Here is a 22,455-nt window from a genome sequence, read left to right on the forward strand (position 1 = left end):
AATGTTCAGTTGTTCGTTACGCGGCGCAGAACGAGGGGAGGAGATCGGCGGGCTGGCCGACGGGGCACGGGTCGAAGGTGAAGACCACGAGGGTTCCGAGGAGGATGAGGATGGCGACGGCGGCGAAGATCGCGCCCTTGAGGATGCCGCGTGTCATCTTTCCGCGAGCGTAGTCGTTCACGATGGTCCGCATGCCGTTACCGCCGTGGATGAGCGCGAGCCAGAGCATCGCGACGTCCCACCACTGCCAGAACGGGTCGGCCCATTTACCGCCGACGAACGCGAAGTCGATTGCCTTGACGCCGTCGCCGACGATGAGGTTCATGAACAGGTGGCCGAAAATGAGGACGACCAGGATCACGCCGGAGGCGCGCATGTAGATCCAGCCCCACTTTTCCCAGTTGACTCCCTTTTTGCGGGCGGGACGTACCGGGGTGCGGGGAGCTTCGATTGTTTGCGACATGAGGTTCTCCCCTTTCTAGTGGCTGAAGACGTTGATGAGGTGGCGGGGCACGAAACCGAGCATCGTGATGACCCAGAGCGCGATGACCACGTAGAACATCACCTTCTGGTACCTCGAGCCCTTCTGCCAGAAGTCGATGAGCACGATGCGCAGACCGTTGAAAGCGTGGAACACGATCGCGCCGACGAGTGCGACCTCGCCGAGGCCCATGATCGGCGTCTGGTAGGTGCCGATGACCGCGTTGTACGCCTCGGGCGACACGCGAACGAGCGCGGTATCGAGGACGTGGACGAGGAGGAAGAAGAAGATCGCCACACCGGTGATCCGGTGCAGAACCCACGACCACATGCCTTCCCTGCCCCGGTACAGGGTTCCTGCCGGGCGTCGGGAGGTGGTCGTGCTCAATGGTGGTGTTCTTTTTTCAGTCTGCACTGACACGAACGGCCCTCCCTGATCGAAGCCAAGAAACCACCGACTTCGGCGGTCGTGCGTCACAACGGCGCGTTCTGACAGTCTACGTTCACCGTCGCCGGTTCGCCGGTTAGGCGAACCTAAGTGTCTCGACATCAAGACAAAAGGGAGGAGTCAGGGGCTCCTTCAGCCGCTCACGATAATGTGGGCCTCATGACCAGTCCTCTCGAGCGCTTCTACAGCGTTATTCCCGCCGGCGGTATCGGCTCCAGGCTCTGGCCGCTTTCCCGTGCAGACGCGCCCAAATTCCTTCACGACCTCACGGGGTCGGGCAGCACGCTGCTGCGAGCCACCTGGGACCGGCTCGCACCGCTCTCCGGTGAGCAGCGCATCATGGTTGTCACCGGTCGGTCGCACCGCGCGGCTGTCGAATCCCAGCTTCCCAATCTCACAGACCACAACGTTGTCCTCGAGAGCGACCCGCGTGACTCGACGGCGGCGGTCGGTCTCGCAGCCGCGATTCTCATGAAGCGTGAGCCCGATGTGATCATCGGTTCGTTCGCGGCTGACCACGTCATCCGTGGTGACCGCCTTTTCCGTTCCGCCGTCACTCAGGCGGTTGCGACCGCCGACGCGGGATACATCACCGCGATCGGCATCCAGCCGACCGAAGCCGCCATCGGATTCGGTTACATCCACAGCGGAGGCACCCTCGATGTTGTCGGAGCCGATTCTGCGCTTCTTGTCGACTCATTCGTGGAGAAGCCCAATCTGGCCACGGCGAAGAAGTACCTTGCCGGCGGCGCGCACCTCTGGAATGCGGGTATGTTCATCAGCCGCGCCGATGTGCTCCTCGAGGAGCTTGCGCGCAACAGGCCCTTGCTTCACGCCGGACTGATGGAGCTTGCCGCGGTCTGGGACAACCCCGCCCTCCGTGGCCCCGCCGTCGACCAGATCTGGCCGAACCTCGAGAAGATCGCCATCGACTATTCGATCGCCGAGCCGGCGGCGCTGGCTGGCCGTCTCGCCGTGGTTCCCGGTCACTTCGACTGGGACGACGTTGGAGACTTCGCTTCGCTCGCCAAGCTCAACTCCGGCGGCCGCAAGACCGACCTCGCGATCCTCGGCGAAAGCGCACGCATCCTCTCCGACTCGTCCAGCGGGATCGTCGTGAGCCAGACCACCAGGATCATCAGCCTGATCGGCGTCAAGGACATCGTCGTCGTTGACACCCCCGACGCACTGCTCGTCACCACGAGCGCAAACGCGCAACGGGTGAAGAGCGTTGTCGACGCCCTCAAGCTGTCGGGCCGCGACGACGTCCTCTAGGGCTCTGTCGCGGTGACGTCGTTGCCGAGCGCGCTGAGCGCCCGGTCCGCCGCGCCCCCGAGGCCGAGGTCGACCGCGAGCTGCCTCGCTGCAGCCAGTTTTTCAATCGGCAGTGGGGTGATGCTCGCCTCGGGGACCTCCAGGTCGAGGGTGCGGACGACGCCGACGACGGTTGGCGCAACTTTCAGGTAATCGGCGGCGGCGAGAATTTTTGCCCTGACCGACTCGGACATCCCGTCATTGGGTTCAGCGCTTGCCGCGATAATCGCGTCGAGATCGCCGAAGGTCCCGATCAGGCCGGCTGCGGTCTTGTCGCCGACGCCGGCGACGCCCGGCAATCCGTCAGAGGGATCACCGCGAAGGGCGGCGAAGTCGGCGTACTGGGAGGCCTCAACCCCGTACTTACCCCGAACAACGCTCTCGGTGACGACCTCGAGCTTGCTCATTCCGCGCGCGGTATAAATCACACGGATGCCCCTGGCGTCGTCCACAAGCTGGAACAGGTCCCTGTCTCCAGTGACCACGTCGACGGGGCCGGTTGCCTGGGTCGCGAGGCTGCCGATGACGTCGTCGGCTTCGTGCTCGGGTGCGCCGATGACGGCGATCCCGAAGGCGTCGAGGACCTGCCTGATGATCGGGATCTGGGCGAGCAGAAGTTGCGGTGTCTCCTCGACATCCGGTCCGCCTGGCACGACCTCGGCGACGCGGTGCTCCTTGTAGCTGGGAAGGAGGTCGACCCGCCACCCCGGCCTCCAATCGTCGTCCCAGCACGCGATGAGCTCGGCCGGCGGGTACTCGGTGACCAGTTTCGCAATGAAATCAAGAAGCCCGCGCACGGCGTTGATGGGAGTGCCGTCCGGTGTGCGGAGGGTGTCAGGCAGTCCGTGGAATGCACGGAAATACAGGGAGGCCGTGTCGAGGAGCATCAATGGTCCGGTCATGAGTCGATTCTGGCACGGTGCGATGCGGGCAGAGGCGATCCGGGCGTCCCTGCGCGACAGTCCCAACGCTGCACATTTGTGCGCATCCGCGCTCATCGATGCTCATAAGAGCACGACGAACCTCGCACGGGGGGTTCCGTTTAGGCTCACGGGAGCAGCTATGTAACGCTTCTGTTTCGAGAGATGCTCACGGCGTCGTGGGCTGAATACTTTCGGTAACGTGGCGGATACCCGCCCTCGCGAGCCCCGCAGGGCAGCATCCTGGAGGATACATTGACAATCAACACCCGTAAGGCTGCCTTTGTCGGCCTTGCCAGCGCAGGCGTTATCGCCCTGCTTGCCGGCTGTGGTCAGGCGCCCGCCGAGAGCGGCGACTCGAACGAGGCGGCATCCGACTTCCTTCCCTGCATCGTTTCTGACGCAGGGGGATTCGACGACAAGTCCTTCAACCAGTCCAGCTATGAGGGCATGGTCGAGGCGGCTGACGAGCTCGGCGTCGAAATCAAAGAGGTCGAGAGCGACACCGAAGATGACTACGCTCCCAACATCACCAGCCTCGTCGACCAGGGCTGCGACCTGATTGCGACCATCGGCTTCGCCCTCGCCGACGCGACGAAGGCCGCTGCCGAGGAAAACCCCGACGTCAACTTCATCATGCTCGATGACAACTCCATCGAGGCTGACAACGTCAAGCCGATCATCTACGACACGGCCGAGGCGGCATTCCTCGCCGGCTACGCGGCGGCGGACTACTCCAAGACCGGCGTCGTCGGTACCTTCGGTGGAATGCAGTTCCCGACGGTCACCATCTTCATGGATGGCTTCGCCGAGGGTGTTGAGTACTACAACCACCAGAAGGGGACCGACGTCAAGGTTGTCGGCTGGGATGTCGAAAGCCAGACCGGTTCGTTCACCGGCGGCTTCGAGGCCAATGACACAGCCAAGCAGCTGGCGACGACGCTCATCGGGCAGGACGCAGACGTTCTGCTTCCGGTCGGTGGACCGATCTTCCTCAGCGCCATCGAGGCAATCAACGACTCGGGCAAGGATGTCGCGATGATCGGTGTCGACGCTGACCTCTACGAAACCGCTGATTCGGGCAACGAGCTCTTCCTGACCTCGATCCTCAAGCAGATGAAGTCCGGCGTCAACGACGTCGTCCTCGAAGCGGGCGACGACGCGTTCGACGCGACCCCGTACGTCGGGACGCTTGAGAACGACGGAGTCGGCATCGCGCCGTTCCACGACTTCGAGGGCAAGGTCAACGACACGCTGCAGGCTGAGCTCGACGAGATCAAGGCAGGCATCATCGACGGGTCCATCGAGGTCAACTCGCCGTCGTCACCTGCGGCTGAGTAGTAATTCGGCTCAACCCACTCCCAGCGCGGGGGGATCGGCTTCGGCTGGTCTCCCCGCTCTGCATGAACGTAGGATTCACCCATGAAGCTCGAACTGCGCGGCATCACGAAGAGGTTCGGTTCTCTCGTTGCCAACGACCACATCGACCTGGTCATCCAGCCGGGAGAAATCCACTGCCTCCTCGGCGAAAACGGCGCCGGCAAATCCACGCTCATGAACGTGCTTTACGGGCTCTACCAGGCCGAGGAAGGCCATGTGCTTCTCGACGACGTCGTCCAGCACTTCCAGGGCCCCGGTGACGCCATGCGCGCCGGCATCGGCATGGTGCACCAGCACTTCATGCTCATCCCCGTTTTCACCGTCGCCGAGAACGTCATGCTCGGACACGAGCAGACCGGCTTCGCCGGAAAACTGGACCTCGACGCCGCCCGCGCAAAGGTGCGCGAAATCTCCGCGAGGTTCGGGTTCCACGTCGACCCCGACGCGCTCGTCGGCGACCTTCCCGTCGGTGTGCAGCAGCGCGTCGAGATCATCAAAGCGCTGTCCCGCGATGCGAAGGTGCTCGTCTTCGACGAGCCGACGGCTGTGCTCACCCCACAGGAGACCGACGAGCTCATGGGCATCATGCGCCAGCTCAAAGCCGACGGCACCTCGATCGTCTTCATCACCCACAAACTGCGAGAGGTGCGGGAGGTCGCTGACCGGATCACCGTCATCCGCCACGGAAAAGTGGTCGGCGAAGCATCGCCAACGGCATCAAACTCCGAACTTGCGGCGCTCATGGTCGGCCGTGCCGTTGAGCTGACCGTGCACAAGGAACCCGCGCACCCGGGAGCGGCGAGCCTCGTCGTCGAGAACCTCGATGTGATCGACCCTCAGGGGCTCAAAGTCGTCAACAACGTCAGTTTCGATGTGCACGCCGGCGAAATTCTTGCGATCGCAGGGGTCCAGGGCAACGGCCAAACCGAGCTCACCGAGGCCATTCTGGGTCTGCAACCGCGCGTCACAGGCAGCATCACCCTCAACGGCGAGAAGCTCACCGGGCTCAGCGTCCGGAGAATCCTCAACGCCGGCGTCGGGTTCGTTCCTGAGGACCGCACCGAAGACGGTCTCGTCGGTGAGTTCACGATCGCCGAGAACCTCATGCTCGACCGCGCCGACTCTGCGCCCTTCGTTCGGAGAGGCAACCTCCAGCTCGGTTACCTCGCCGAATTCGCGCGTGAGAAAAAGGACGAGTTCGATATTCGCGCCGAGTCCATCACCACGCACGCTGGCAGGCTCTCCGGCGGTAACCAGCAGAAGGTTGTGCTCGCACGCGAGCTCAGCCGTGACCTCAAACTCTTCGTTGCCTCGCAACCCACGCGGGGAATCGACGTCGGATCCATCGAATTCGTGCACAAGCGAATGGTGGAGACTCGCGATGCCGGCATCCCGGTCATCGTTGTATCAACGGAGCTCGACGAGGTCGTCGCTCTGGCAGACAGGATTGCAGTGATGTACAGAGGTTCCATAGTCGGCATCGTCCCCGGTGACACCCCGAGGGACGTACTCGGCCTCATGATGGCGGGCGAAACCCCGGCTGGAGTTGCCGCGTGAGCGAGACCACCGCACCAACCGCGCCGGGTGACAACACCCCCCAGCGGTCGGCGAGGCCCGACGCGCCGCGCGCGAATCAGGTCCTCAACGACATCCTCAACGGCAACGTCGTCATCTCGATCCTCGCCGTTCTCTTCGCCCTGATCATCGGCGCCGTGCTCATCGCCGTCACCAACGAAGACGTGCAGGAGGCAGCAGGTTACTTCTTCGCCGCACCGGGCGACACGTTCGCGGCGATCTGGAACGCGGTGTCCGGCGCGTACGGCGCGCTCTTCCAGGGCTCGATCTACAACTTCCGACGTGACTCCTTCCTCGACGGCATCAAGCCGTTCACCGAGACGCTGACCTTCGCAACACCTCTGATCGTTGCGGCGCTCGGTATCGGGATTGCCTTCCGCGTCGGCCTGTTCAACATCGGCGGACGCGGGCAGATGCTCATTGCCGCCGCGTGCGCCGGCTGGGTCGGATTCTCCTTCGAGCTGCCGTGGGGCGTGCACCTCGCTATCGCGGTGATCGCCGGTATCGTCGGCGGGGCGCTGTGGGGAGGGCTCGTCGGTCTGCTCAAGGCCCGCACCGGTGCCCACGAGGTGATCCTCACGATCATGCTCAACTACGTGGCCTTCTACCTGATCTCGTGGATGCTCCGGACCCCCGGCCTGCTCCAGGCACCCGATTCGGTCAACCCGAAATCTCCCGCGATGCTCGAGACCGCGATCTTCCCCGAGCTCCTCGGCCCGCGCTACAACCTCCACGTCGGATTCCTCCTCGTCATCGCGGCGACGATCTTCGCCTGGTGGCTGCTCAACCGGTCGAGTCTCGGGTTCCAGTTCCGTGCCGTCGGTGAGAACCCGAACGCCGCGCGCGTCGCGGGTATCAACGTCAAGAACACCTACGTCCAGGCGATGCTCATCTCCGGCGGGCTCGTCGGTCTCGCCGGTGTGATGCAGGTGCTCGGAACCGTGACAACGGGCTTCTCGGCCGGTATCGACGCCGGGATCGGTTTCGACGCGATCACCGTTGCGCTTCTCGGTCGAAGCCGCCCGCTGGGGATCTTCGCCGCTGGTGTTCTCTTCGGAGCGTTCAAGGCCGGAGGGTTCGCGATGCAGGCGGCCGAAGGCATCCCGATCGACATCGTCACCGTCGTGCAATCTCTCATCGTGCTGTTCATTGCCGCACCACCGCTGATCCGCGCCGTGTTCTTCCTGCCGAAGCAGGGCGCACCGAAGCGACTGAAGCTCAACGTTTCACAGGAGGTGGCGGCGAAGTGACAACGACAACCGCTGAAGAATCCGTCTCCGCCAGCCTCGAGACGGCGACCATTAAGAGCTGGAAGACGCCGATCGCGTACGCGATCTTCACCCTCATCGCCATTCTCCTGTTCGTGGTCAACGGTCGCGACGGCACCAGCCGTTTCCGCCTGTCGAGCGAGGCAGATGTCATCCAGCTGCCGGTGATCGACGCACCGACACGACTGACCTGCGTTGTGGTTGTGGTCCTGCTCCTCGCGATCACGGCATACGCCACCTGGCTGTCGAGCCAGGCCAAACGCGTGCCGCTGTGGCTCACGATCGTCTTCGCCGCCGCGCTCATGTGGGCGTTCCTCACCTGGGCCGCTGCCGGCGAGACCATCCCGATTACCGGCCTGCTGCTCGGAACCGTTGCTCTCAGCGCCCCGCTCATCTTCGGTGCTCTCGGCGGCGTGATCTCCGAGCGTGTCGGTGTCGTCAACGTCGCCATCGAGGGCCAGCTCCTTGCCGGCGCTTTCCTCTCCGCGTTCGTGGCATCCGTCACGGGCAATCCGTGGGTCGGGCTGATCGCCGCGATGGTGGCGGGCGTGCTCGTGAGCTTCCTGCTCGCGGCGTTCAGCATCAAGTACATCGTGGATCAGGTCATCGTCGGTGTTGTGCTCAACGTGCTCGTCGCCGGGCTCACAAGCTTCCTCTACTCGACGGTGCTCACGAGCAACACCCCGCTGTTCAACTCGCCGCCGCGGTTCCCGCGCATCAGCATCCCGTTGCTCAGCGAGATCCCGATCCTCGGGCCGGTGCTGTTTCGCCAGACGGTCATCATCTACTTCATGTACATCGCCGTCTTCGTCGTCTGGTGGGCCCTCTTCCACACGAAGTGGGGCCTCCGGCTCCGGGCCGTCGGTGAGCACCCGCAGGCCGCAGACACCGTCGGCATCAAGGTCAACGCCACCCGGTTCTGGAATGTCGCACTCGCCGGTGCGATCGCCGGATTCGGCGGCGCGTATTTCACCCTCGGCAGCGTCGGCGGATTCACCAAGGAAATGACAGCCGGCGCGGGCTTCATCGCCCTCGCTGCGGTGATCTTCGGCCACTGGGACCCCATCCGTGCGACACTCGCCGCACTGCTGTTCGGGTTCGCCACGAACCTGCAGAACGTGCTCGGTGCCATCGGCTCCGGCGTGCCGAGCGAGTTCCTCCTCATGCTCCCGTACGTCGTGACCATCTTCGCCGTCGCCGGCCTGGTTGGGCACGCACGAGGGCCAGCAGCATCCGGTAAACCATACGTAAAGGCGTAACCGTGACAGATTCAATTGACTGGGGTGCGTTGCGCGAAGCTGCGACGGATGCCATGACCCGTGCGTACGTCCCGTACTCGAAGTTCCCGGTCGGCGTCGCCGCGATTGTCACTGACGGTCGTGTCGTCACCGGGTGCAACGTCGAGAACGCCAGCTACGGCCTCACCCTCTGTGCCGAGTGCGCACTCGTCTCGATGCTGCACCTCACCGGTGGCGGCCAGCTCGTCGCGTTCACGTGCGTCGACGGCGAGGGGAACACCCTGATGCCGTGTGGCCGCTGCCGCCAGTTGCTCTTCGAGCACGCTGTTCCAGGGATGCTCCTCGAAACCGTTTCCGGCATCCGAACCATTGATGAAGTACTGCCTGACGCCTTCGGCCCGCGCACACTGAACGAGTACGCGGGAGAAACGCGCAATGACTGAAGCACCACTCGAAGCATTCGACGCTGTCGACCTCATCCGCACCAAGCGTGACAAGGGTGAACTGTCGACGGATGAGATCAACTGGCTGATCGACGCCTACACGCGTGAGTACGTCGGTAACGAACAGATGGCCGCGCTGGCGATGGCGATCCTGCTCAACGGGATGAGCCGCCGCGAGATCCGTGACCTTACCCTCGCGATGATCGCGTCTGGCGAGACCATGGACTTCTCCGGCCTTGGCAAGACCACCGTCGATAAGCACTCCACCGGCGGGGTCGGCGACAAGATCACGCTTCCCCTCATGCCGCTCGTTGCGTCATTCGGCGTCGCGGTTCCACAGCTCTCCGGGCGCGGTCTCGGCCACACGGGTGGGACGCTCGACAAGCTCGAGTCGATCCCCGGCTGGCGCGCAGACCTCTCGAACGAGGAGATGTTCAGCATCCTCCGCGATGTCGGAGGCGTGATCTGCGCCGCAGGCAAGGGACTCGCTCCCGCAGACAAGCGGCTCTACGCGCTGAGGGACATCACGGGCACCGTTGAGGCGATCCCGCTCATCGCGTCGAGCATCATGTCGAAAAAGATCGCCGAGGGGACAAGCGCCCTCGTCCTCGACGTGAAGTTCGGCTCAGGCGCGTTCATGCAGGACTACGACAAGGCGGAGGAGCTCGCCCGCACCATGGTGTCGCTCGGCCAGGACGCCGGCGTGAAGACCTCTGCCCTGCTCACCAACATGAGCGTGCCGCTGGGGCTCGCGATCGGAAACGCCAACGAGGTGCGCGAATCTGTTGAGGTGCTTGCGGGCGGCGGTCCGGCCGACATCGTCGAGCTCACTGTCGCGCTCGCTCGCGAAATGCTCACGCTCGCCGGCCAGCCCGATGCCGACGTCGAGGAGGCGCTCAAGGACGGTCGCGCGATGGACACCTGGCGCCGGTCGATCATCGCCCAGGGCGGCGACCCGGATGCCGCGCTGCCGGTTGCACGTGAGACGCACACGGTGACGGCCGAAGCCGACGGCATCCTGATCCGCCAGGACGCGCTGCCGTTCGGGATTGCCGCGTGGCGTCTCGGGGCAGGCCGTGCTCGTGCCCAGGACCCGGTGCTGCACGCCTCGGGCATCGACCTGCACGCCAAGCCCGGTGACGTTGTGCGCGCGGGTGATCCGCTGTTCACCCTCTCAGCCGATGACGCCGGCCGGTTCCCGCGGGCGCTCGAAGCGCTCGAGGGTGCGTTCGAGCTGGCGGCGCCGACGACCGCGTTTACGCCGGAACCGCTGGTACGCGCCAGGATCGAGTGATCCGGGCGCGTGCCAGCGCGCGTCGCGAGGGTTCTAGCGGTGCGCGGCCTGCGCGCGGAGCTCGGGGATGAGGTTCTCGACGTACGCGGCGGTCTCTTCCCAGTCCTCGACAGCGTGGGTGCGGACGCCGAGTGCCTTGACCGGGTAGTCGTTGCCGTTCTCGTCGAGCCGGTCACCGATGAACAGCATGTCGTCGAGGGGGATGCCGGTGAGCTCTGCAAGTTTCTTCATGCCGTACGCCTTGTCGATTCCCTGCCGGGTGATGTCGACGGAGGTCGAACCGCCCGAACGAACCTCGAGGTCCGGCAGGTCCTGCTGAACCGCTTCCCTGAGCCTGTTCTTCTTCTCGCCAGTGGGGTCCCAGGCCTGCTTGGCCGCGACGGGTGCTGCCTGGCCCAGGGCGGAGAAGGTGATCTGTGAGCCTCGGTCCTCGAGGATCGGACCCCAGGTGTCGCTTTCCCAGTAGCCGAGTTCCCTGGCGCGGGTTTCAACGGCCGCCAGTGCGCGAGACTTCTCATCTTCGGTGAGGTTCTCGGCGTAGATCTGCTTCCACAGTTCGCCATCCTTGCGGTAGTACTGGGTCCCGCAGGTAGGCATCAGGTGCAGCCGCTCGAGGTGGCTCGAGCTCGGGTCGGGAAGGTTGTCGATGGCCTGCATCTTGAACTGCGAGAACTGTCCGCCGGAGATGATGCACACCTCGACGACCTCGAGCAGTTCGCTGAGCAGTTGGGACATGCGGGGATCCATCGGGGACTTCGATGGAGCGAGGGTGTCATCGAGGTCGAATGCAACCAGCGTCGTCTTTGTCATGGGCCGAGAGTCCTTCTACACAGAAAAAATGCCCCGAAATCAGGGCCAGTCCCGCTAAGACTAGCAAGAACCCCGCGGCATCACCCCGAACCCGCTACGCCGGATCGCCGATGCGCTCGAGGGCGTCCACGATCAGGTCCCAGAACTTCGCCGTGTCGAGGTCCATCGCTGCCTGTGTCGTGCAGTCAGTGGGGGCAGGCGCCCTGACGTCGGCGACCGTCATCCCGAGGGTGAGTGTCCCCGTCAATTCAACGTCGAGAGGCACCCTCAGTACGGTCATGACGCTGGGGTCGATGACGAAGGCAACGGCGCACGGATCGTGGACCGGGGGAGCGTCGAACCCCTGCACCTCGCGATAGGTCTGGCGGAAGAACTCGATGAGCTCACCGACGAACCGGGCCGGCGCGGTGCCGACGTCGGCGATTCTCCGGGAGACAGCGTCTGTTGCGAGAGCCTGGTGGGTGAGGTTGAGGCCGACCATCGTCAGCGGCCAGCTCTGGTGAAAGACGATGTGGGCGGCCTCAGGGTCGATGCCGATATTGAACTCCGCGGTTGCTGACCAGTTGCCTGTCCCGACGCCGCCTCCCATGAGCACGACCTCCCTGACCCTGCCGACGATCCGCGGTTCCTTCCGGGCAGCCATCGCGATGTTGGTGAGTGCCCCGGTCGGAACCAGCGTTACTGTGCCAGGCTCCAGCGCCATCACCGTGTCGATAATGAGGTCGACGGCGTGCCGCGGATCGAGTGTGAGCTCGGGTTCCGGCAGTCGGGGACCGTCAAGGCCGGACTCGCCGTGGATCGCCTGGGCCGTCTGAACCGGGCGCACGAGCGGGTGTGAGCATCCCGCCGCGAACGGCACCCCGGTGATTCCGGCCACGCGAGCGACGGACAACGCATTGCGGGTGACCTTCTCGAGCGTCTGGTTGCCCGCAACGGTCGTGACCGCCACGAGGTCGATCTCGGGATTCCCGTGGGCCAGCATCAGTGCGATCGCGTCGTCGTGGCCGGGATCACAGTCCAGGATGATCTTGGTCGGCATCCTCCCAGCCTAGGCGGGGTGCACCGGGCGGCACTCGTACAATTCGGGAGCCGGACGGACCGTGTGCCTGACCCGCGTGCGCGGTAGTCTTGGCGAGTGAATTCAGCGAACGAGTACCAGCTGCCCCGCGGCATCGACATCGCGAGCCTCCCGAAGGTCTCGCTCCACGATCACCTCGACGGAGGCGTGCGCCCTCAGACGATCATCGAACTCGCGGATGCCATCGGCTACGACGTTCCCGAGTCCGACCCCGAGAGGCTCGCTGACTGGTTCCTCACCCAGTGCGACGCCGGCAACCTCGTCGACTACCTGAAGACGTTCGACCTCTCCACAGCCGTCATGCAGACGAAGGAGGGGCTCACCCGCATCGCTCGCGAGTTCGTGGAGGACCTCGTTCTCGACGGCGTGGTCTACGGCGAGATCCGCTGGGCACCCGAGCAGCACCTCGGCCGCGGTCTCTCCCTCGACGAAACCGTCGAAGCGGTGCAGGACGGGATCGAACAGGCCATCGATGACGCCGAGCGGGCCGGAAGCAGCATCCTCGTCGGCCAGCTCATCACCGCCATGCGTCACGCTGACCGGTCCCTCGAAATCGCCGAACTCGCCGTCCGCCACCGCGACCGTGGGGTTGTCGGGTTCGACATCGCCGGCGCAGAGGCGGGATTCCCGGCCAGCCGCCACCGGCTCGCCTTCGATTACCTCGCAACCGAGCACATGCCCGTCACGGTCCACGCCGGCGAAGCCGACGGGATCGACTCCATCAACAGCGCACTCTTCGATGGCCGGGCGCTCCGGCTCGGACACGGCGTCCGACTCGCCGAGGATGTCACCGTCGAGCGGAGCGACGATGACGGCATCTACGTCTCGCTCGGACCTGTCGCCCAGTGGGTCAAGGACCGTGAGATCGCGCTCGAGCTCAGCCCGTCGTCCAACCTCCAGACCGGGGCGATCGCCCAGTGGGGGACCGACCTCGTCGACCACCCGTTCGACCTGCTCTACCAGCTCGGTTTCAAGAACACGATCAACGTCGACAACCGCACAATGAGCGGCACCAGCCTCACCCGCGAGATGGGTCTCCTGGCGGATGCCTTCGCGTACGACCTCGATGACCTCGAAGTGTTCCAGCAGAACGCCGCATCTGCGGCCTTCCTCCCGCTGGAAGACCGAGAGGAACTCGCCGAGGTCATCGCAGCCGGATTCGACGCCGCACGCGGCTGAATGAAGATCTGACACACCGGAAACGAACCTGAAACCTCCACGTTCAGGTTGTGCGGGTAGCCTGAGATCGATTCCGATCGACTTTCACCGCGAACGAACGAGCCAACGATGACACTGCCCCCTCTGCCTGACTCAGCGGTCGAACTCGGCCGGGTCGCCCGCGACTGGCGCGAGGCCATCCGTCTCGCCGGCGATGCCCTCGTGAAGAGCGGGGTCACCACACCCGGCTACACCGACCGCATGATCGATGTGATCGAGGAGTTCGGGGCATACATCGTCATCGCGCCTGGCCTCGCGCTCGCGCATGCACGGCCGGGCGACGACGTTCGCCGTGAGGGCATCGCCGTTGTCACCCTCGCTGAGCCCGTCGCTTTCGGGCACCCACACAACGATCCGGTGAACGTCATCCTCGGCCTTGCCGTGACAACTCCGGAAAGCCACGTGACGAGCGTCGCAGCGCTCGCCAACGTCTTCAACGACGCGGCGGCGATTCCCGCCGTCGCCGCCGCAACCACGCCAGACGCCGTGCGCGCGGTCCTCGGAGCCACCCAGGAGGAAGCCGCATGAAAATTGTCGCGATCTGTGGAGCCGGCGTCGGAACGTCCGGCATCCTGAAAGTCAACGCTGAGCGGGTTCTCGAGCGACTCGGCATCGATGCGGATGTCACGGCATCCGATATTGCGAGCATCGCGACGTCAGCAGCGACGGCGCAGGTGATCCTCACGTCGCCGGAACTGGTCGAGCACATCGGCAAGACCTTCGCCGACATCGTGGTCATCGAGAACTACTTCGATCTCGAGGAGCTCGAGCAGAAGCTCGACAAGGCGCTCGGTTAGAGCGCCCTGTCGAGCAGCGCCCGTTCTCAGGCCGTGGCGCGGCTGGCGACCTCGGCCAGATCTGCCTTGATCGCGGCGAGGACGCCGGATGCCTCTGACCGCTTCGAGTTCGGACGTTTCACGTCCAGGTAGAACTTGATCTTCGGTTCGGTGCCGCTCGGCCTGGCCATCACCCGTGACCCGTCGGCGAGCACGAACCTGAGCGCGTCTGTCGCGGGCAGCCGGCCGAAGCCCGTGATCAGGTCGTCGATCTCGTCCACCTTCACGCCGCCGAGTTGCTGGAGCGGTTCTGCCCTGAGGTAGGCCATGATCTTCGAGATGTCCGCGAGGTCGGTGACTCGCAGCGATAGCTGGTCGCTCGCGAAGTAACCGAACTTCTCGGCGAAGTCGTCGAGCATGCCCGCGATGGTTCCACCCGCAGCCTTCGCCTCGCTCGCCAGCGCCAGGAAATCGATCGCGGCGGAGATGCCGTCCTTGTCGCGGACCGTTTCCGGGTTGACGAGGTACCCCAGGGCTTCCTCGTAACCAAAGATGAGGTTGGGCACGCGAGACACCCACTTGAAGCCGGTAAGGGTCTCAGAGAACTCGAGCCCGTACTCGCGGGCAACGACACCGAGGGCGGGGGAGGAGACGATCGAGCAGGCCAGTGCGCCATCGTTCGTTCCTGTGGCAGCGTTCTGCCGTGCGGCACGCCAGCCGAGCAGCCAGCCGACCTCGTTCCCCGAGAGCTGGCGGTACCCCTCTTCCCGCGAGCCGTCGGGGATCGCGATCGAGAGTCGGTCGGCGTCGGGGTCGTTGGCGACAATGAGTTCAGCACCGACCTCGCGGGCTTTGGCGTATGCGAGGTCGAGCGCGCCGGGTTCCTCCGGGTTGGGGAACGAGACCGTGGGGAACGCAGCGTCGGGGAACTGCTGCTCGGCGACGGGAATCGCGGGTGCCAGCCCCGCCTTGTCGGCGACCCGGGAGAACGTCTCCCAGCCGACGCCGTGCATCGCAGTGTAGACAACGGCGAGGTCGACCGGCGGGGTTGTCATGACCCGCGCCGTTGCGTCGACATAAGCGTCGAGCAGATCCTCGCCACCGGTTTCGAATGAGTCGCTGCGAGGCAGTTCGAGCACGTTCTGTTCCGCCGCGACACGAGTGATGTGGGCTGCGATCTCGGCGTCGGTCGGCGAGACGATCTGGGATCCGTCGTTGTCCCGGCCGAGGTAGACCTTGTAGCCGTTGTCTGCCGGCGGGTTGTGGCTTGCCGTGACCATGACACCGGCCGACACATCCAGGTGCCGAACGGCGAAGGCGAGGACTGGGGTGGGCAGAAGCCGCGGAAGAAGAACGGCACGAACGCCAGCGCCCGCCATGATTTCGGCGGTGTCGCGAGCGAAGACCGCTGAATTCTTGCGTCCGTCGTAGCCGATCACGATGCTCGGCTGTGACTCGCGCTCGAGGAGGAACGCGGCGAGGCCGGCGGCGGCCTGCGAGACGAGGACGCGGTTCATCCGGGCGGAACCGGCCTCGATCCGGCCGCGGAGCCCAGCGGTACCGAAGGCGAGCCTCGTGTCGAACCGGCTGTGCAGGTCGGCGATCGCCTCGGCAGAGCCCGCGTCGGCCGCGTCGAGCAGTGCCTCGAGCTCGGCGCGGGTCTCGGGGTCGGGGTCCTGTTGGAGCCAGGCGCGCGCGGACCGGAAGACGTCCTCGTTCTGTGCGCCAGCGGCATCCGTCGTCTGGATGTCGGCCATCAGATCGCCGCCACGATCCTGGCGAGGAGGCCCGAGATACGGGTCTCGGCGTTGCGGCCGGCCTCGATGACCTCTTCGTGGCTGAGCGGAGTCTTCTGGATGCCTGCCGCGAGGTTGGTGATGAGCGACATGCCGAGAATTTCAAGGCCGACCTGGCGAGCGGCGATTGCCTCGAGGGCGGTCGACATACCGACGATGTGGCCGCCGATCGCCTTCGCCATCTGGACCTCAGCCGGGGTCTCGTAGTGCGGGCCGCGGAACTGGCAGTAGACGCCCTCATCGAGGTCGGCGTCGATGGTGCGTGCCAGGTCGCGGAGACCCGAGGAGTACAGGTCGGTGAGGTCGACGAAGGTCGCACCCTCGAGCGGCGAGTCGGCCGTGAGGTTGATGTGGTCGCTGATCAGTACGGGGGTGCCCGGCGTCCAGGTCTCCTTGATGCCACCGGCGCCGTTGGTGAGGATCATGGTGGTCACGCCGGTCGCCGCTGCGGTGCGGACGCTGTGCACGACCCGGCGAACGCCGTGGCCCTCGTAGTAATGGGTGCGTGCGCCGATGACGAGGGCGCGTTTCCCGTTCTCGAGCAGGATTGAGCGGAGCGTGCCGACGTGGCCGTCGAGCGCCGGCTTTGAGAAGCCGGTGATCTCGTCGGCGGGGATGGTCGCCACCGTCTCGCCGAGCAGGTCAGCGGCCCTGCCCCAGCCGGAGCCGAGGGTCAGGGCGATGTCGTGCTGGGGGACGCCTGTCGCTACGGCGATTTCCGCGGCGGCCGTTGCGGCGACGTCGAAGGGGTTCGCGCTCGGGTCGTCGAGCGGGTTCAAGAATTCTGACATTCCGCCATCCTATTCGCCGCGGCCTGCGCCGTCCCGCATCCGAAGGGTGCCGCTCGTCGCCGCGCGGATGAGCAGCGACCGGAGGAACTCCGCCGCGTCCGCCGCGCGGCGCCGTGCAGGTTTTGGCTGGCCCCTCTCACCTGAGAGAATGGAGCAATGACCTACGAGTTCGAGCGCAAACAACGGATCGCTGTACTCGGAGGAGGGCCAGGCGGGTACGACGCCGCAATGGCCGGAGCCCAGCTTGGCGCAGACGTCACACTGATTGAGCGCACGGGCGTCGGCGGCGCAGCGGTGATCACCGACGTCGTGCCATCGAAGAGCCTCATCGCGACCGCAGAGGCGACCAACGCCGTCCGCAGCGCGAGCGACCTCGGCGTGCAGTTCTTCAGCAGAAACGACGCCGGCAAGGCTGTGAAGCCCGAGGTGACCGTGAACCTCGCTGCGGTGAACAAGCGCCTGTTGAGCCTCTCCCGCCAGCAGTCGGAAGACATGCGCGCCAACCTTGAGCAGGCCGGCGTGCGCATCGTGCAGGGTGACGGCCGACTCGACGGTCGCGACGCCATCATCGTCTCGACGGAGGGCGGCGGCCGCGGCACCGACTTCGACCGGATCGAAGCCGACACCATCGTCGTCTCCGTCGGCGGAAGCCCCCGCCAGTTGCCGTCGGCGATGCCGGACGGTGAGCGCATCCTCAGCTGGACCCAGCTCTACAATCTCAAGGCGTCCCCCGAGCACCTCATCGTTGTCGGCTCAGGGGTCACCGGCGCCGAGTTCGCGTCGGCATACCGGGCGCTCGGCTCCGAAGTCACCCTTATCTCGAGCCGTGACCAGGTGCTCCCTGGTGAAGATGTCGATGCGGCCGCCGTGATCGAGAAGGTGTTCAAGCGCAACGGAATGACGGTGCTCAACAAGTCTCGGGCGGAGAGTGTCGTCCGAACCGAGAACGGTGTGGTCGCGACCCTCTCCGACGGGCGCACCGTCGAGGGAAGCCACTGCCTCATGGCCGTCGGCGCCATCCCCAATACGGCGGGCATCGGTCTCGAAGAGGCCGGCGTGCAAATGAACGAGGCCGGCTACATCCGGGTCAACCGGGTCGCCCGAACGAGCGTTCCGAACATCTACGCTGCCGGTGACTGCACCAACTTCATGCCGCTGGCATCCGTCGCTTCCATGCAGGGCCGCGCGGCGATCTTCCACGCCATGGGTGACGCGGTGAACCCCACCGAGCTGCGCAACGTCGCCGCGAACATCTTCACCCAGCCCGAGATCGCCACGGTCGGCTGGACCCAGAGGCAGATCGAAGAGGGCCTCGCCCAGGGCGAGATCTACAAACTGCCGCTGTCACGGAACCCGCGCGCGAAGATGCAGGGCATCAAGGACGGCTTCGTCAAGCTGTTCGCGCGCACCGGGAGTGGCACGGTCATCGGCGGCGTTATCGTTGCGCCGAACGCGAGCGAGCTGATCTTCCCGCTCGCCATCGCCGTGGAGCACAGGCTCAACGTCGATGAGATCGCGCGTGCGTTCGCCGTGTACCCGTCGCTGTCCGGAAGCATCACCGACGCAGCGAAGGCGATGCACATCGTCCACTAGGACGTCCCGGTCACAAGCCCAGCAGGTCTCGGCAGACGGATGCCGTCACGCACGAGGTGCGTGACGGCATCCGTTTTCATCGTCCTGCCGAAGGGCTCCGCGGAATGAACCTACGCGTCGGAGATCGTGAGGAGCTGGTGGCCGCTCGAGACCGTCGTGCCGACGGCCGCACTGATGTCGCCGATCGTCCCATCCTTGTGGGCGGTGATGGGCTGCTCCATCTTCATCGCCTCGAGGACGACGACGAGGTCGCCCTTCACGACGCGCTGCCCGGCTTCGACCGCCAGCTTGATGATCGTTGCCTGCATCGGTGATGCGACCGAGTCTCCGGTCGCGGAGCTCACGGTGCCGGCACCGGAGTTGCGGCGGGGGGCGCTGGTGAGCCGACGGCTGGTTCCCGAAGCGGGGATGAGACTCGTGGGCAGGCTCACCTCGATGCGCTTGCCCTCGACCTCGACGACGACGTTGTGGCGCGTGGCCGACGGGCGTGAGGCGTCGAGTTCGCCGTTCCATGGCTCGATGTCGTTGACGAACTCGGTCTCGATCCAGCGGGTGTACACGCCGAAGGTGCCGTCCTCCGCGGTGAACGCGGGGTCGCGGACGATCTTCCGGTGGAACGGGATGACTGTCGGCAGCCCGGAGACCTCGAACTCGTCAAGCGCACGGCGTGACCGCTCAAGCGCCTCGGTGCGGTCCTTGCCCGTGACGATGATCTTGCCGAGGAGCGAGTCGAACGCGCCCGAGATCTCGTCTCCGGCCGTGACGCCTGAGTCGAGGCGGATGCCGGGGCCGCCGAAGGTCTTGAAGACGTGGATGGGGCCCGGCTGGGGGAGGAACCCGCGACCGGGGTCTTCACCGTTGATGCGGAACTCGATCGAGTGCCCGAGCGGCTGGGGGTCGTCGTAGTCGAGGATGCCGCCCTCCGCCAGACGGAACTGCTCGCGGACGAGGTCGATGCCCGTGATCTCCTCGGAGACGGGGTGCTCGACCTGAAGTCGGGTGTTCACCTCGAGGAACGACACAGTGCCGTCCTTGCCGATGAGGAACTCGCAGGTTCCCGCTCCGACGTAGCCGACCTCCTTGAGGATGGCCTTCGATGCCGAGTAGAGCAGGTCGTTCTGCTCATCGCTCAGGAACGGGGCAGGTGCTTCCTCGACGAGCTTCTGGTGCCTGCGCTGCAGTGAGCAGTCACGGGTCGAAACGACGACGACGTTGCCGTCGACATCTGCGAGGCACTGGGTCTCGACGTGGCGCGGCTGGTCGAGGTATTTCTCGACGAAGCACTCGCCCCTGCCGAACGCGGAGATCGCCTCACGGGTCGCCGAGTCGAAGGCCTCGGCCACCTCGGAGAGTTCGCGGGCGACCTTGAGTCCGCGACCGCCGCCGCCGAACGCGGCCTTGATCGCGACAGGGAGGCCGTGCTCTTCGACGAACGCGAGCACCTCGTCTGCGCCGGAGACCGGGTTGAGTGTGCCCGGCGCGAGCGGGGCACCGACCTTCTGGGCGACGTGCCGAGCCGATACCTTGTCGCCGAGCTGCTCGATGGCCTCGGGTGACGGACCGATCCAGGTGATACCCGCACCGATCACCGCGCGGGCGAAGTCTGCGTTCTCGGCGAGGAAGCCGTACCCGGGGTGGATCGCGTCGGCGCCCGAGCGGCGCGCGATCGACAGGATCTTCTCGATGACGAGGTAGGTTTCCGCGCTCGTCGTGCCGTCGAGGGCGTATGCCTCATCGGCGAGAGTGACGTGGAGGGCGTCGCGGTCCTGGTCGGCGTACACCGCCACCGAGCCGATTCCGCTGTCGCGCGCTGCGCGAATCACTCGAACGGCGATTTCGCCCCTGTTGGCAATGAGAACCTTCGTAATACGCGACACAGTTCCCTAGCCTAAGTGCGAACCGCCCAGGTGATTTGGTTGGTGCACACAAAAATGCACCGAGAAGCACTGGCGATGCCTACAAAAGCAGGGATTCCTACAAAGGTCCGCGGATGTCGTGACCGGCGGATGCCTACAGCGCGCCGCTTCGGTTCCACAGCGACGTCCAGTCGAGGCCGAGTTCACGCACCAGACGTCGCAGAGTGGGCAGTGAGAGGCCGACGACCGTCGAGGGATCGCCGGAGATGCGATCGATGAACGCGGCGCCGAGGCTGTCGATCGTGAACGCGCCGGCGACGAAGAGCGGTTCTCCGGTGGCGATGTACGCCTCGAGCTCCTCGTCGGTGATGTCGGAGGCGAACGTGACATCCGCGTGCGCAACGGCTCCGACACCGCGCGGTTCGGCACCAGGGCGCTGTTCGATCAGCCAGTGTCCCGAGTGCAGCCGCCCTGTCGCCCCGCGCTGGTTGCGCCACCGCTCGAGTGCAACCTCGGGTGTGTGAGGTTTGCCGTAGATGACGTCATTGACGACGAAGACTGAGTCTCCGCCGAGGATGAGGCCGTCGAACTCGGGGTTGAGCGCGGCAACTGCCTCGGCCTTGGCCCTGGCGAGGAGTTGAACCGTGTCCTCGGGAGACAGCGCACCCTGTCGGGACGCGGCGGCCACCGCGGCGTCTTCATCGACGTCCGACGGCACGATCACCGGTTCGATACCGCTCTGCCTGAGCAGCATCAGCCGGGCCGGAGAGGTGGAAGCGAGGTATAACTGCACGGCGACTCCTGCGGTTTCGGGGTGGGCGGCTGTCGCGCGAGTGTGCGGGGTGTGCTCATCCATGGGACGATTCATAAGTGAATGCGCAGTCGAACAACCCAGCAGATGTCGAGCTTGAGATAACAAACGTAGCCCACGGCGGTGTGTTCGTGGCCCGGCTGGAGGGCCGGGTGGTCTTTGTCGCCGATACCCTGCCGGGCGAGCGGGTACGTGCCCGGATCACCGAGAGTTCGAAGAAAAGCTTCTGGCGCGCGGAAACCGTTGAGGTGCTCGAAGCATCGCCGCACCGGCAGGCGCACGTCTGGGCGTCGTCGTCGATCGACGTCGACCCCGCTGACCGTGCCGGTGGAGCCGAATTCGGCCACATCGAGCTTTCTCACCAGCGTGAACTCAAGCGCCAGGTGCTGACCGACTCGCTCCAGCGCTTTGCCGGCGTCGAGAGCGACGTCCAGGTCGAGGCGGCTCCCGGTGATGACGAGCGCGAGGGTCTTGCCTGGCGCACCCGGGTCAGCCTCCACGTCGACGCGGACGGCACTGTCGGCCCTTATGCCGCGCGCAGCCACCGGGTGATTCCCGTCGGCGACCTCCCTCTCGCCATCGACGCCGTGGCATCCGCCGCCCCCCTCGACCAGCAGTTCCGAGGTGCCGAGTCGGTCGACATCATCGCCCCGAGCAGCACCGGGACCGCGCGGGTCGTGGTCCGCGAGCCAGCGAAGAAGGGTGTGAACCCCGCGAACCGGCGTGAGCAGACCATCGTCGAACGCGTCGGCGACCGTGAATTCGTCCTCGACGAGGGCGGATTCTGGCAGGTGCACCGGTCGGCGGCCCAGCTGCTCACCGACGTCGTGCAGTCGACGGTCGACGAGGCGCTCTTCGACCCGCGTGCCGCCAACCTCGACCTCTACGGTGGCGTCGGCCTGCTCGCAGCGGCGATCGGTGACAAATTCGGCAGCACCACGAGGATCACCAGTGTGGAGTCATCTGCACGGGCAACCGATCACGCGTCCGAGAACCTCTCGGACTGGATCGGGGCCCAGAGCATCACGGCGCGCGTCGATGCGTACCTGCGTGGTCTCGTCGCCAACTCCAGCGCCGCTGACCGCTCACGGCTCGAAGCCGCAACCGTCGTACTCGACCCGCCACGCTCCGGTGCGGGCAAGGAGGTCGTTGCGAGCCTCGCCGAACTCCGTCCTGCCCAGCTGGTGTACGTCGCGTGCGACCCGGTCGCCCTCGCCCGCGATATCGGATTGCTTGCCGCCGAGGGGTACTCGCTCGCCTCGCTCCGGGCGTTCGACCTCTTCCCGCACACTCACCACATCGAGTCGGTCGCGCTGCTCACGCGGGACTAAGCTCGACCCACTGGTTTTCCGTTACCTCCTAGGAT

The 22,455-nt window shown here is 65.4% G+C and carries 21 protein-coding genes; 12 read left to right on the forward strand and 9 right to left on the reverse strand.

What is annotated here, in order from left to right; all coding sequences use genetic code 11:
• Nucleotides 1–16 precede the first annotated feature (16 nt).
• Both AC1X6S_RS09625 and sdhC read right to left on the reverse strand, forming a co-directional pair.
• Nucleotides 17–463 (reverse strand): succinate dehydrogenase hydrophobic membrane anchor subunit, encoded by a 447-nt coding sequence (locus AC1X6S_RS09625; protein WP_483405531.1) that lies wholly within the window; start codon nucleotides 461–463, stop codon nucleotides 17–19.
• A gap of 15 nt (nucleotides 464–478) precedes the next feature.
• Nucleotides 479–811: a succinate dehydrogenase, cytochrome b556 subunit gene (sdhC, locus tag AC1X6S_RS09630; RefSeq protein ID WP_483405892.1), complete on the reverse strand. Its 333-nt coding sequence runs from the start codon at nucleotides 809–811 to the stop codon at nucleotides 479–481.
• A 276-nt stretch (nucleotides 812–1,087) separates the two neighbouring features.
• Here sdhC and AC1X6S_RS09635 point away from each other — a divergent pair, with 276 nt between their 5' ends.
• Nucleotides 1,088–2,203 carry a mannose-1-phosphate guanylyltransferase gene (locus AC1X6S_RS09635; RefSeq protein WP_483405532.1) on the forward strand — a complete coding sequence of 372 codons (1,116 nt, stop codon included), beginning with the start codon at nucleotides 1,088–1,090 and terminating at the stop codon, nucleotides 2,201–2,203.
• On the opposite strand, the gene AC1X6S_RS09640 is transcribed toward AC1X6S_RS09635, so the two are convergent.
• Nucleotides 2,200–3,144 (reverse strand): 5'-3' exonuclease, encoded by a 945-nt coding sequence (locus AC1X6S_RS09640; protein ID WP_483405533.1) that lies wholly within the window; start codon nucleotides 3,142–3,144, stop codon nucleotides 2,200–2,202. The genes AC1X6S_RS09635 and AC1X6S_RS09640 overlap by 4 nt on opposite strands.
• A gap of 273 nt (nucleotides 3,145–3,417) precedes the next feature.
• Between AC1X6S_RS09640 and AC1X6S_RS09645 the strand changes: the two genes are divergently transcribed.
• From AC1X6S_RS09645 to AC1X6S_RS09670, 6 genes are all read left to right on the forward strand, one after another.
• Nucleotides 3,418–4,503 carry a BMP family lipoprotein gene (locus AC1X6S_RS09645; RefSeq protein ID WP_483405534.1) on the forward strand — a complete coding sequence of 362 codons (1,086 nt, stop codon included), beginning with the start codon at nucleotides 3,418–3,420 and terminating at the stop codon, nucleotides 4,501–4,503.
• An 81-nt stretch (nucleotides 4,504–4,584) separates the two neighbouring features.
• Entirely contained in the window at nucleotides 4,585–6,099 is a 1,515-nt protein-coding gene (locus tag AC1X6S_RS09650) for an ABC transporter ATP-binding protein (RefSeq protein ID WP_483405535.1), read from the forward strand.
• A complete protein-coding gene (locus tag AC1X6S_RS09655; RefSeq protein WP_483405536.1) occupies nucleotides 6,096–7,367 on the forward strand; it encodes an ABC transporter permease in 1,272 nt (423 codons plus the stop codon). Before AC1X6S_RS09650 ends, AC1X6S_RS09655 begins: the two co-directional genes overlap by 4 nt.
• Nucleotides 7,364–8,644, forward strand: a complete 1,281-nt coding sequence (locus tag AC1X6S_RS09660) for an ABC transporter permease (RefSeq protein ID WP_483405537.1) — start codon at nucleotides 7,364–7,366, stop codon at nucleotides 8,642–8,644. The genes AC1X6S_RS09655 and AC1X6S_RS09660 overlap by 4 nt, the downstream gene beginning before the upstream one ends.
• Nucleotides 8,645–8,646: 2 nt before the next feature.
• Nucleotides 8,647–9,066 (forward strand): cytidine deaminase, encoded by a 420-nt coding sequence (locus AC1X6S_RS09665; protein WP_483405538.1) that lies wholly within the window; start codon nucleotides 8,647–8,649, stop codon nucleotides 9,064–9,066.
• Nucleotides 9,059–10,360 (forward strand): thymidine phosphorylase, encoded by a 1,302-nt coding sequence (locus tag AC1X6S_RS09670; RefSeq protein ID WP_483405539.1) that lies wholly within the window; start codon nucleotides 9,059–9,061, stop codon nucleotides 10,358–10,360. The genes AC1X6S_RS09665 and AC1X6S_RS09670 overlap by 8 nt, the downstream gene beginning before the upstream one ends.
• A gap of 33 nt (nucleotides 10,361–10,393) precedes the next feature.
• Here the strand turns inward: AC1X6S_RS09670 and AC1X6S_RS09675 are convergent, their stop codons facing one another.
• Together AC1X6S_RS09675 and uriH are read right to left on the reverse strand one after the other, a co-directional pair.
• The gene (locus tag AC1X6S_RS09675; RefSeq protein WP_483405540.1) at nucleotides 10,394–11,170 is read right to left on the reverse strand and encodes an HAD-IIB family hydrolase; all 777 of its coding nucleotides are present in this window, start codon (nucleotides 11,168–11,170) and stop codon (nucleotides 10,394–10,396) included.
• Between the two features lie 94 nt (nucleotides 11,171–11,264).
• Nucleotides 11,265–12,209 carry a uridine-preferring nucleoside hydrolase UriH gene (uriH, locus tag AC1X6S_RS09680; RefSeq protein ID WP_483405541.1) on the reverse strand — a complete coding sequence of 315 codons (945 nt, stop codon included), beginning with the start codon at nucleotides 12,207–12,209 and terminating at the stop codon, nucleotides 11,265–11,267.
• 96 nt (nucleotides 12,210–12,305) lie between these two features.
• On the opposite strand from uriH, the gene AC1X6S_RS09685 reads away from it, so the two are divergent.
• The 3 genes from AC1X6S_RS09685 to AC1X6S_RS09695 all read left to right on the forward strand — a co-directional run bounded on the left by AC1X6S_RS09685 (nucleotide 12,306) and on the right by AC1X6S_RS09695 (nucleotide 14,263).
• A complete protein-coding gene (locus AC1X6S_RS09685) occupies nucleotides 12,306–13,427 on the forward strand; it encodes an adenosine deaminase (protein ID WP_483405542.1) in 1,122 nt (373 codons plus the stop codon).
• Nucleotides 13,428–13,535: 108 nt separating this feature from the next.
• Nucleotides 13,536–13,994, forward strand: a complete 459-nt coding sequence (locus AC1X6S_RS09690; protein WP_483405543.1) for a PTS sugar transporter subunit IIA — start codon at nucleotides 13,536–13,538, stop codon at nucleotides 13,992–13,994.
• Nucleotides 13,991–14,263, forward strand: coding sequence for a PTS sugar transporter subunit IIB (locus AC1X6S_RS09695; RefSeq protein WP_483405544.1), 273 nt, complete (start codon nucleotides 13,991–13,993; stop codon nucleotides 14,261–14,263). The genes AC1X6S_RS09690 and AC1X6S_RS09695 overlap by 4 nt, the downstream gene beginning before the upstream one ends.
• A gap of 26 nt (nucleotides 14,264–14,289) precedes the next feature.
• On the opposite strand, the gene AC1X6S_RS09700 is transcribed toward AC1X6S_RS09695, so the two are convergent.
• Both AC1X6S_RS09700 and AC1X6S_RS09705 read right to left on the reverse strand, forming a co-directional pair.
• Entirely contained in the window at nucleotides 14,290–15,999 is a 1,710-nt protein-coding gene (locus tag AC1X6S_RS09700; RefSeq protein WP_483405545.1) for a phospho-sugar mutase, read from the reverse strand.
• The gene (locus AC1X6S_RS09705; RefSeq protein WP_483405546.1) at nucleotides 15,999–16,829 is read right to left on the reverse strand and encodes a purine-nucleoside phosphorylase; all 831 of its coding nucleotides are present in this window, start codon (nucleotides 16,827–16,829) and stop codon (nucleotides 15,999–16,001) included. The genes AC1X6S_RS09700 and AC1X6S_RS09705 overlap by 1 nt, the downstream gene beginning before the upstream one ends.
• Before the next feature lie 156 nt (nucleotides 16,830–16,985).
• On the opposite strand from AC1X6S_RS09705, the gene AC1X6S_RS09710 reads away from it, so the two are divergent.
• Nucleotides 16,986–18,422, forward strand: a complete 1,437-nt coding sequence (locus AC1X6S_RS09710; RefSeq protein ID WP_483405547.1) for an NAD(P)H-quinone dehydrogenase — start codon at nucleotides 16,986–16,988, stop codon at nucleotides 18,420–18,422.
• A gap of 110 nt (nucleotides 18,423–18,532) precedes the next feature.
• On the opposite strand, the gene AC1X6S_RS09715 is transcribed toward AC1X6S_RS09710, so the two are convergent.
• Together AC1X6S_RS09715 and AC1X6S_RS09720 are read right to left on the reverse strand one after the other, a co-directional pair.
• Entirely contained in the window at nucleotides 18,533–20,299 is a 1,767-nt protein-coding gene (locus AC1X6S_RS09715) for an acetyl/propionyl/methylcrotonyl-CoA carboxylase subunit alpha (protein WP_483405548.1), read from the reverse strand.
• Nucleotides 20,300–20,432: 133 nt separating this feature from the next.
• Entirely contained in the window at nucleotides 20,433–21,071 is a 639-nt protein-coding gene (locus tag AC1X6S_RS09720; RefSeq protein WP_483405893.1) for a Maf family protein, read from the reverse strand.
• 77 nt (nucleotides 21,072–21,148) lie between these two features.
• Here AC1X6S_RS09720 and AC1X6S_RS09725 point away from each other — a divergent pair, with 77 nt between their 5' ends.
• Nucleotides 21,149–22,420, forward strand: coding sequence for a class I SAM-dependent RNA methyltransferase (locus tag AC1X6S_RS09725; RefSeq protein ID WP_483405549.1), 1,272 nt, complete (start codon nucleotides 21,149–21,151; stop codon nucleotides 22,418–22,420).
• Nucleotides 22,421–22,455: the final 35 nt, after the last annotated feature.

Source organism: Mycetocola sp. Y442 (genome assembly GCF_056898615.1).

Coding starts and splice junctions, on each gene's coding strand:
- AC1X6S_RS09625 (WP_483405531.1), bottom strand. CDS start 463: ATGTCGCAAACAATCGAAGCTCCCCGCACCCCGGTACGTCCCGCCCGC.
- sdhC (WP_483405892.1), bottom strand. CDS start 811: ATGTGGTCGTGGGTTCTGCACCGGATCACCGGTGTGGCGATCTTCTTC.
- AC1X6S_RS09635 (WP_483405532.1), top strand. CDS start 1,088: ATGACCAGTCCTCTCGAGCGCTTCTACAGCGTTATTCCCGCCGGCGGT.
- AC1X6S_RS09640 (WP_483405533.1), bottom strand. CDS start 3,144: ATGACCGGACCATTGATGCTCCTCGACACGGCCTCCCTGTATTTCCGT.
- AC1X6S_RS09650 (WP_483405535.1), top strand. CDS start 4,585: ATGAAGCTCGAACTGCGCGGCATCACGAAGAGGTTCGGTTCTCTCGTT.
- AC1X6S_RS09670 (WP_483405539.1), top strand. CDS start 9,059: ATGACTGAAGCACCACTCGAAGCATTCGACGCTGTCGACCTCATCCGC.
- AC1X6S_RS09675 (WP_483405540.1), bottom strand. CDS start 11,170: ATGACAAAGACGACGCTGGTTGCATTCGACCTCGATGACACCCTCGCT.
- uriH (WP_483405541.1), bottom strand. CDS start 12,209: ATGCCGACCAAGATCATCCTGGACTGTGATCCCGGCCACGACGACGCG.
- AC1X6S_RS09690 (WP_483405543.1), top strand. CDS start 13,536: ATGACACTGCCCCCTCTGCCTGACTCAGCGGTCGAACTCGGCCGGGTC.
- AC1X6S_RS09695 (WP_483405544.1), top strand. CDS start 13,991: ATGAAAATTGTCGCGATCTGTGGAGCCGGCGTCGGAACGTCCGGCATC.
- AC1X6S_RS09700 (WP_483405545.1), bottom strand. CDS start 15,999: ATGGCCGACATCCAGACGACGGATGCCGCTGGCGCACAGAACGAGGAC.
- AC1X6S_RS09705 (WP_483405546.1), bottom strand. CDS start 16,829: ATGTCAGAATTCTTGAACCCGCTCGACGACCCGAGCGCGAACCCCTTC.
- AC1X6S_RS09710 (WP_483405547.1), top strand. CDS start 16,986: ATGACCTACGAGTTCGAGCGCAAACAACGGATCGCTGTACTCGGAGGA.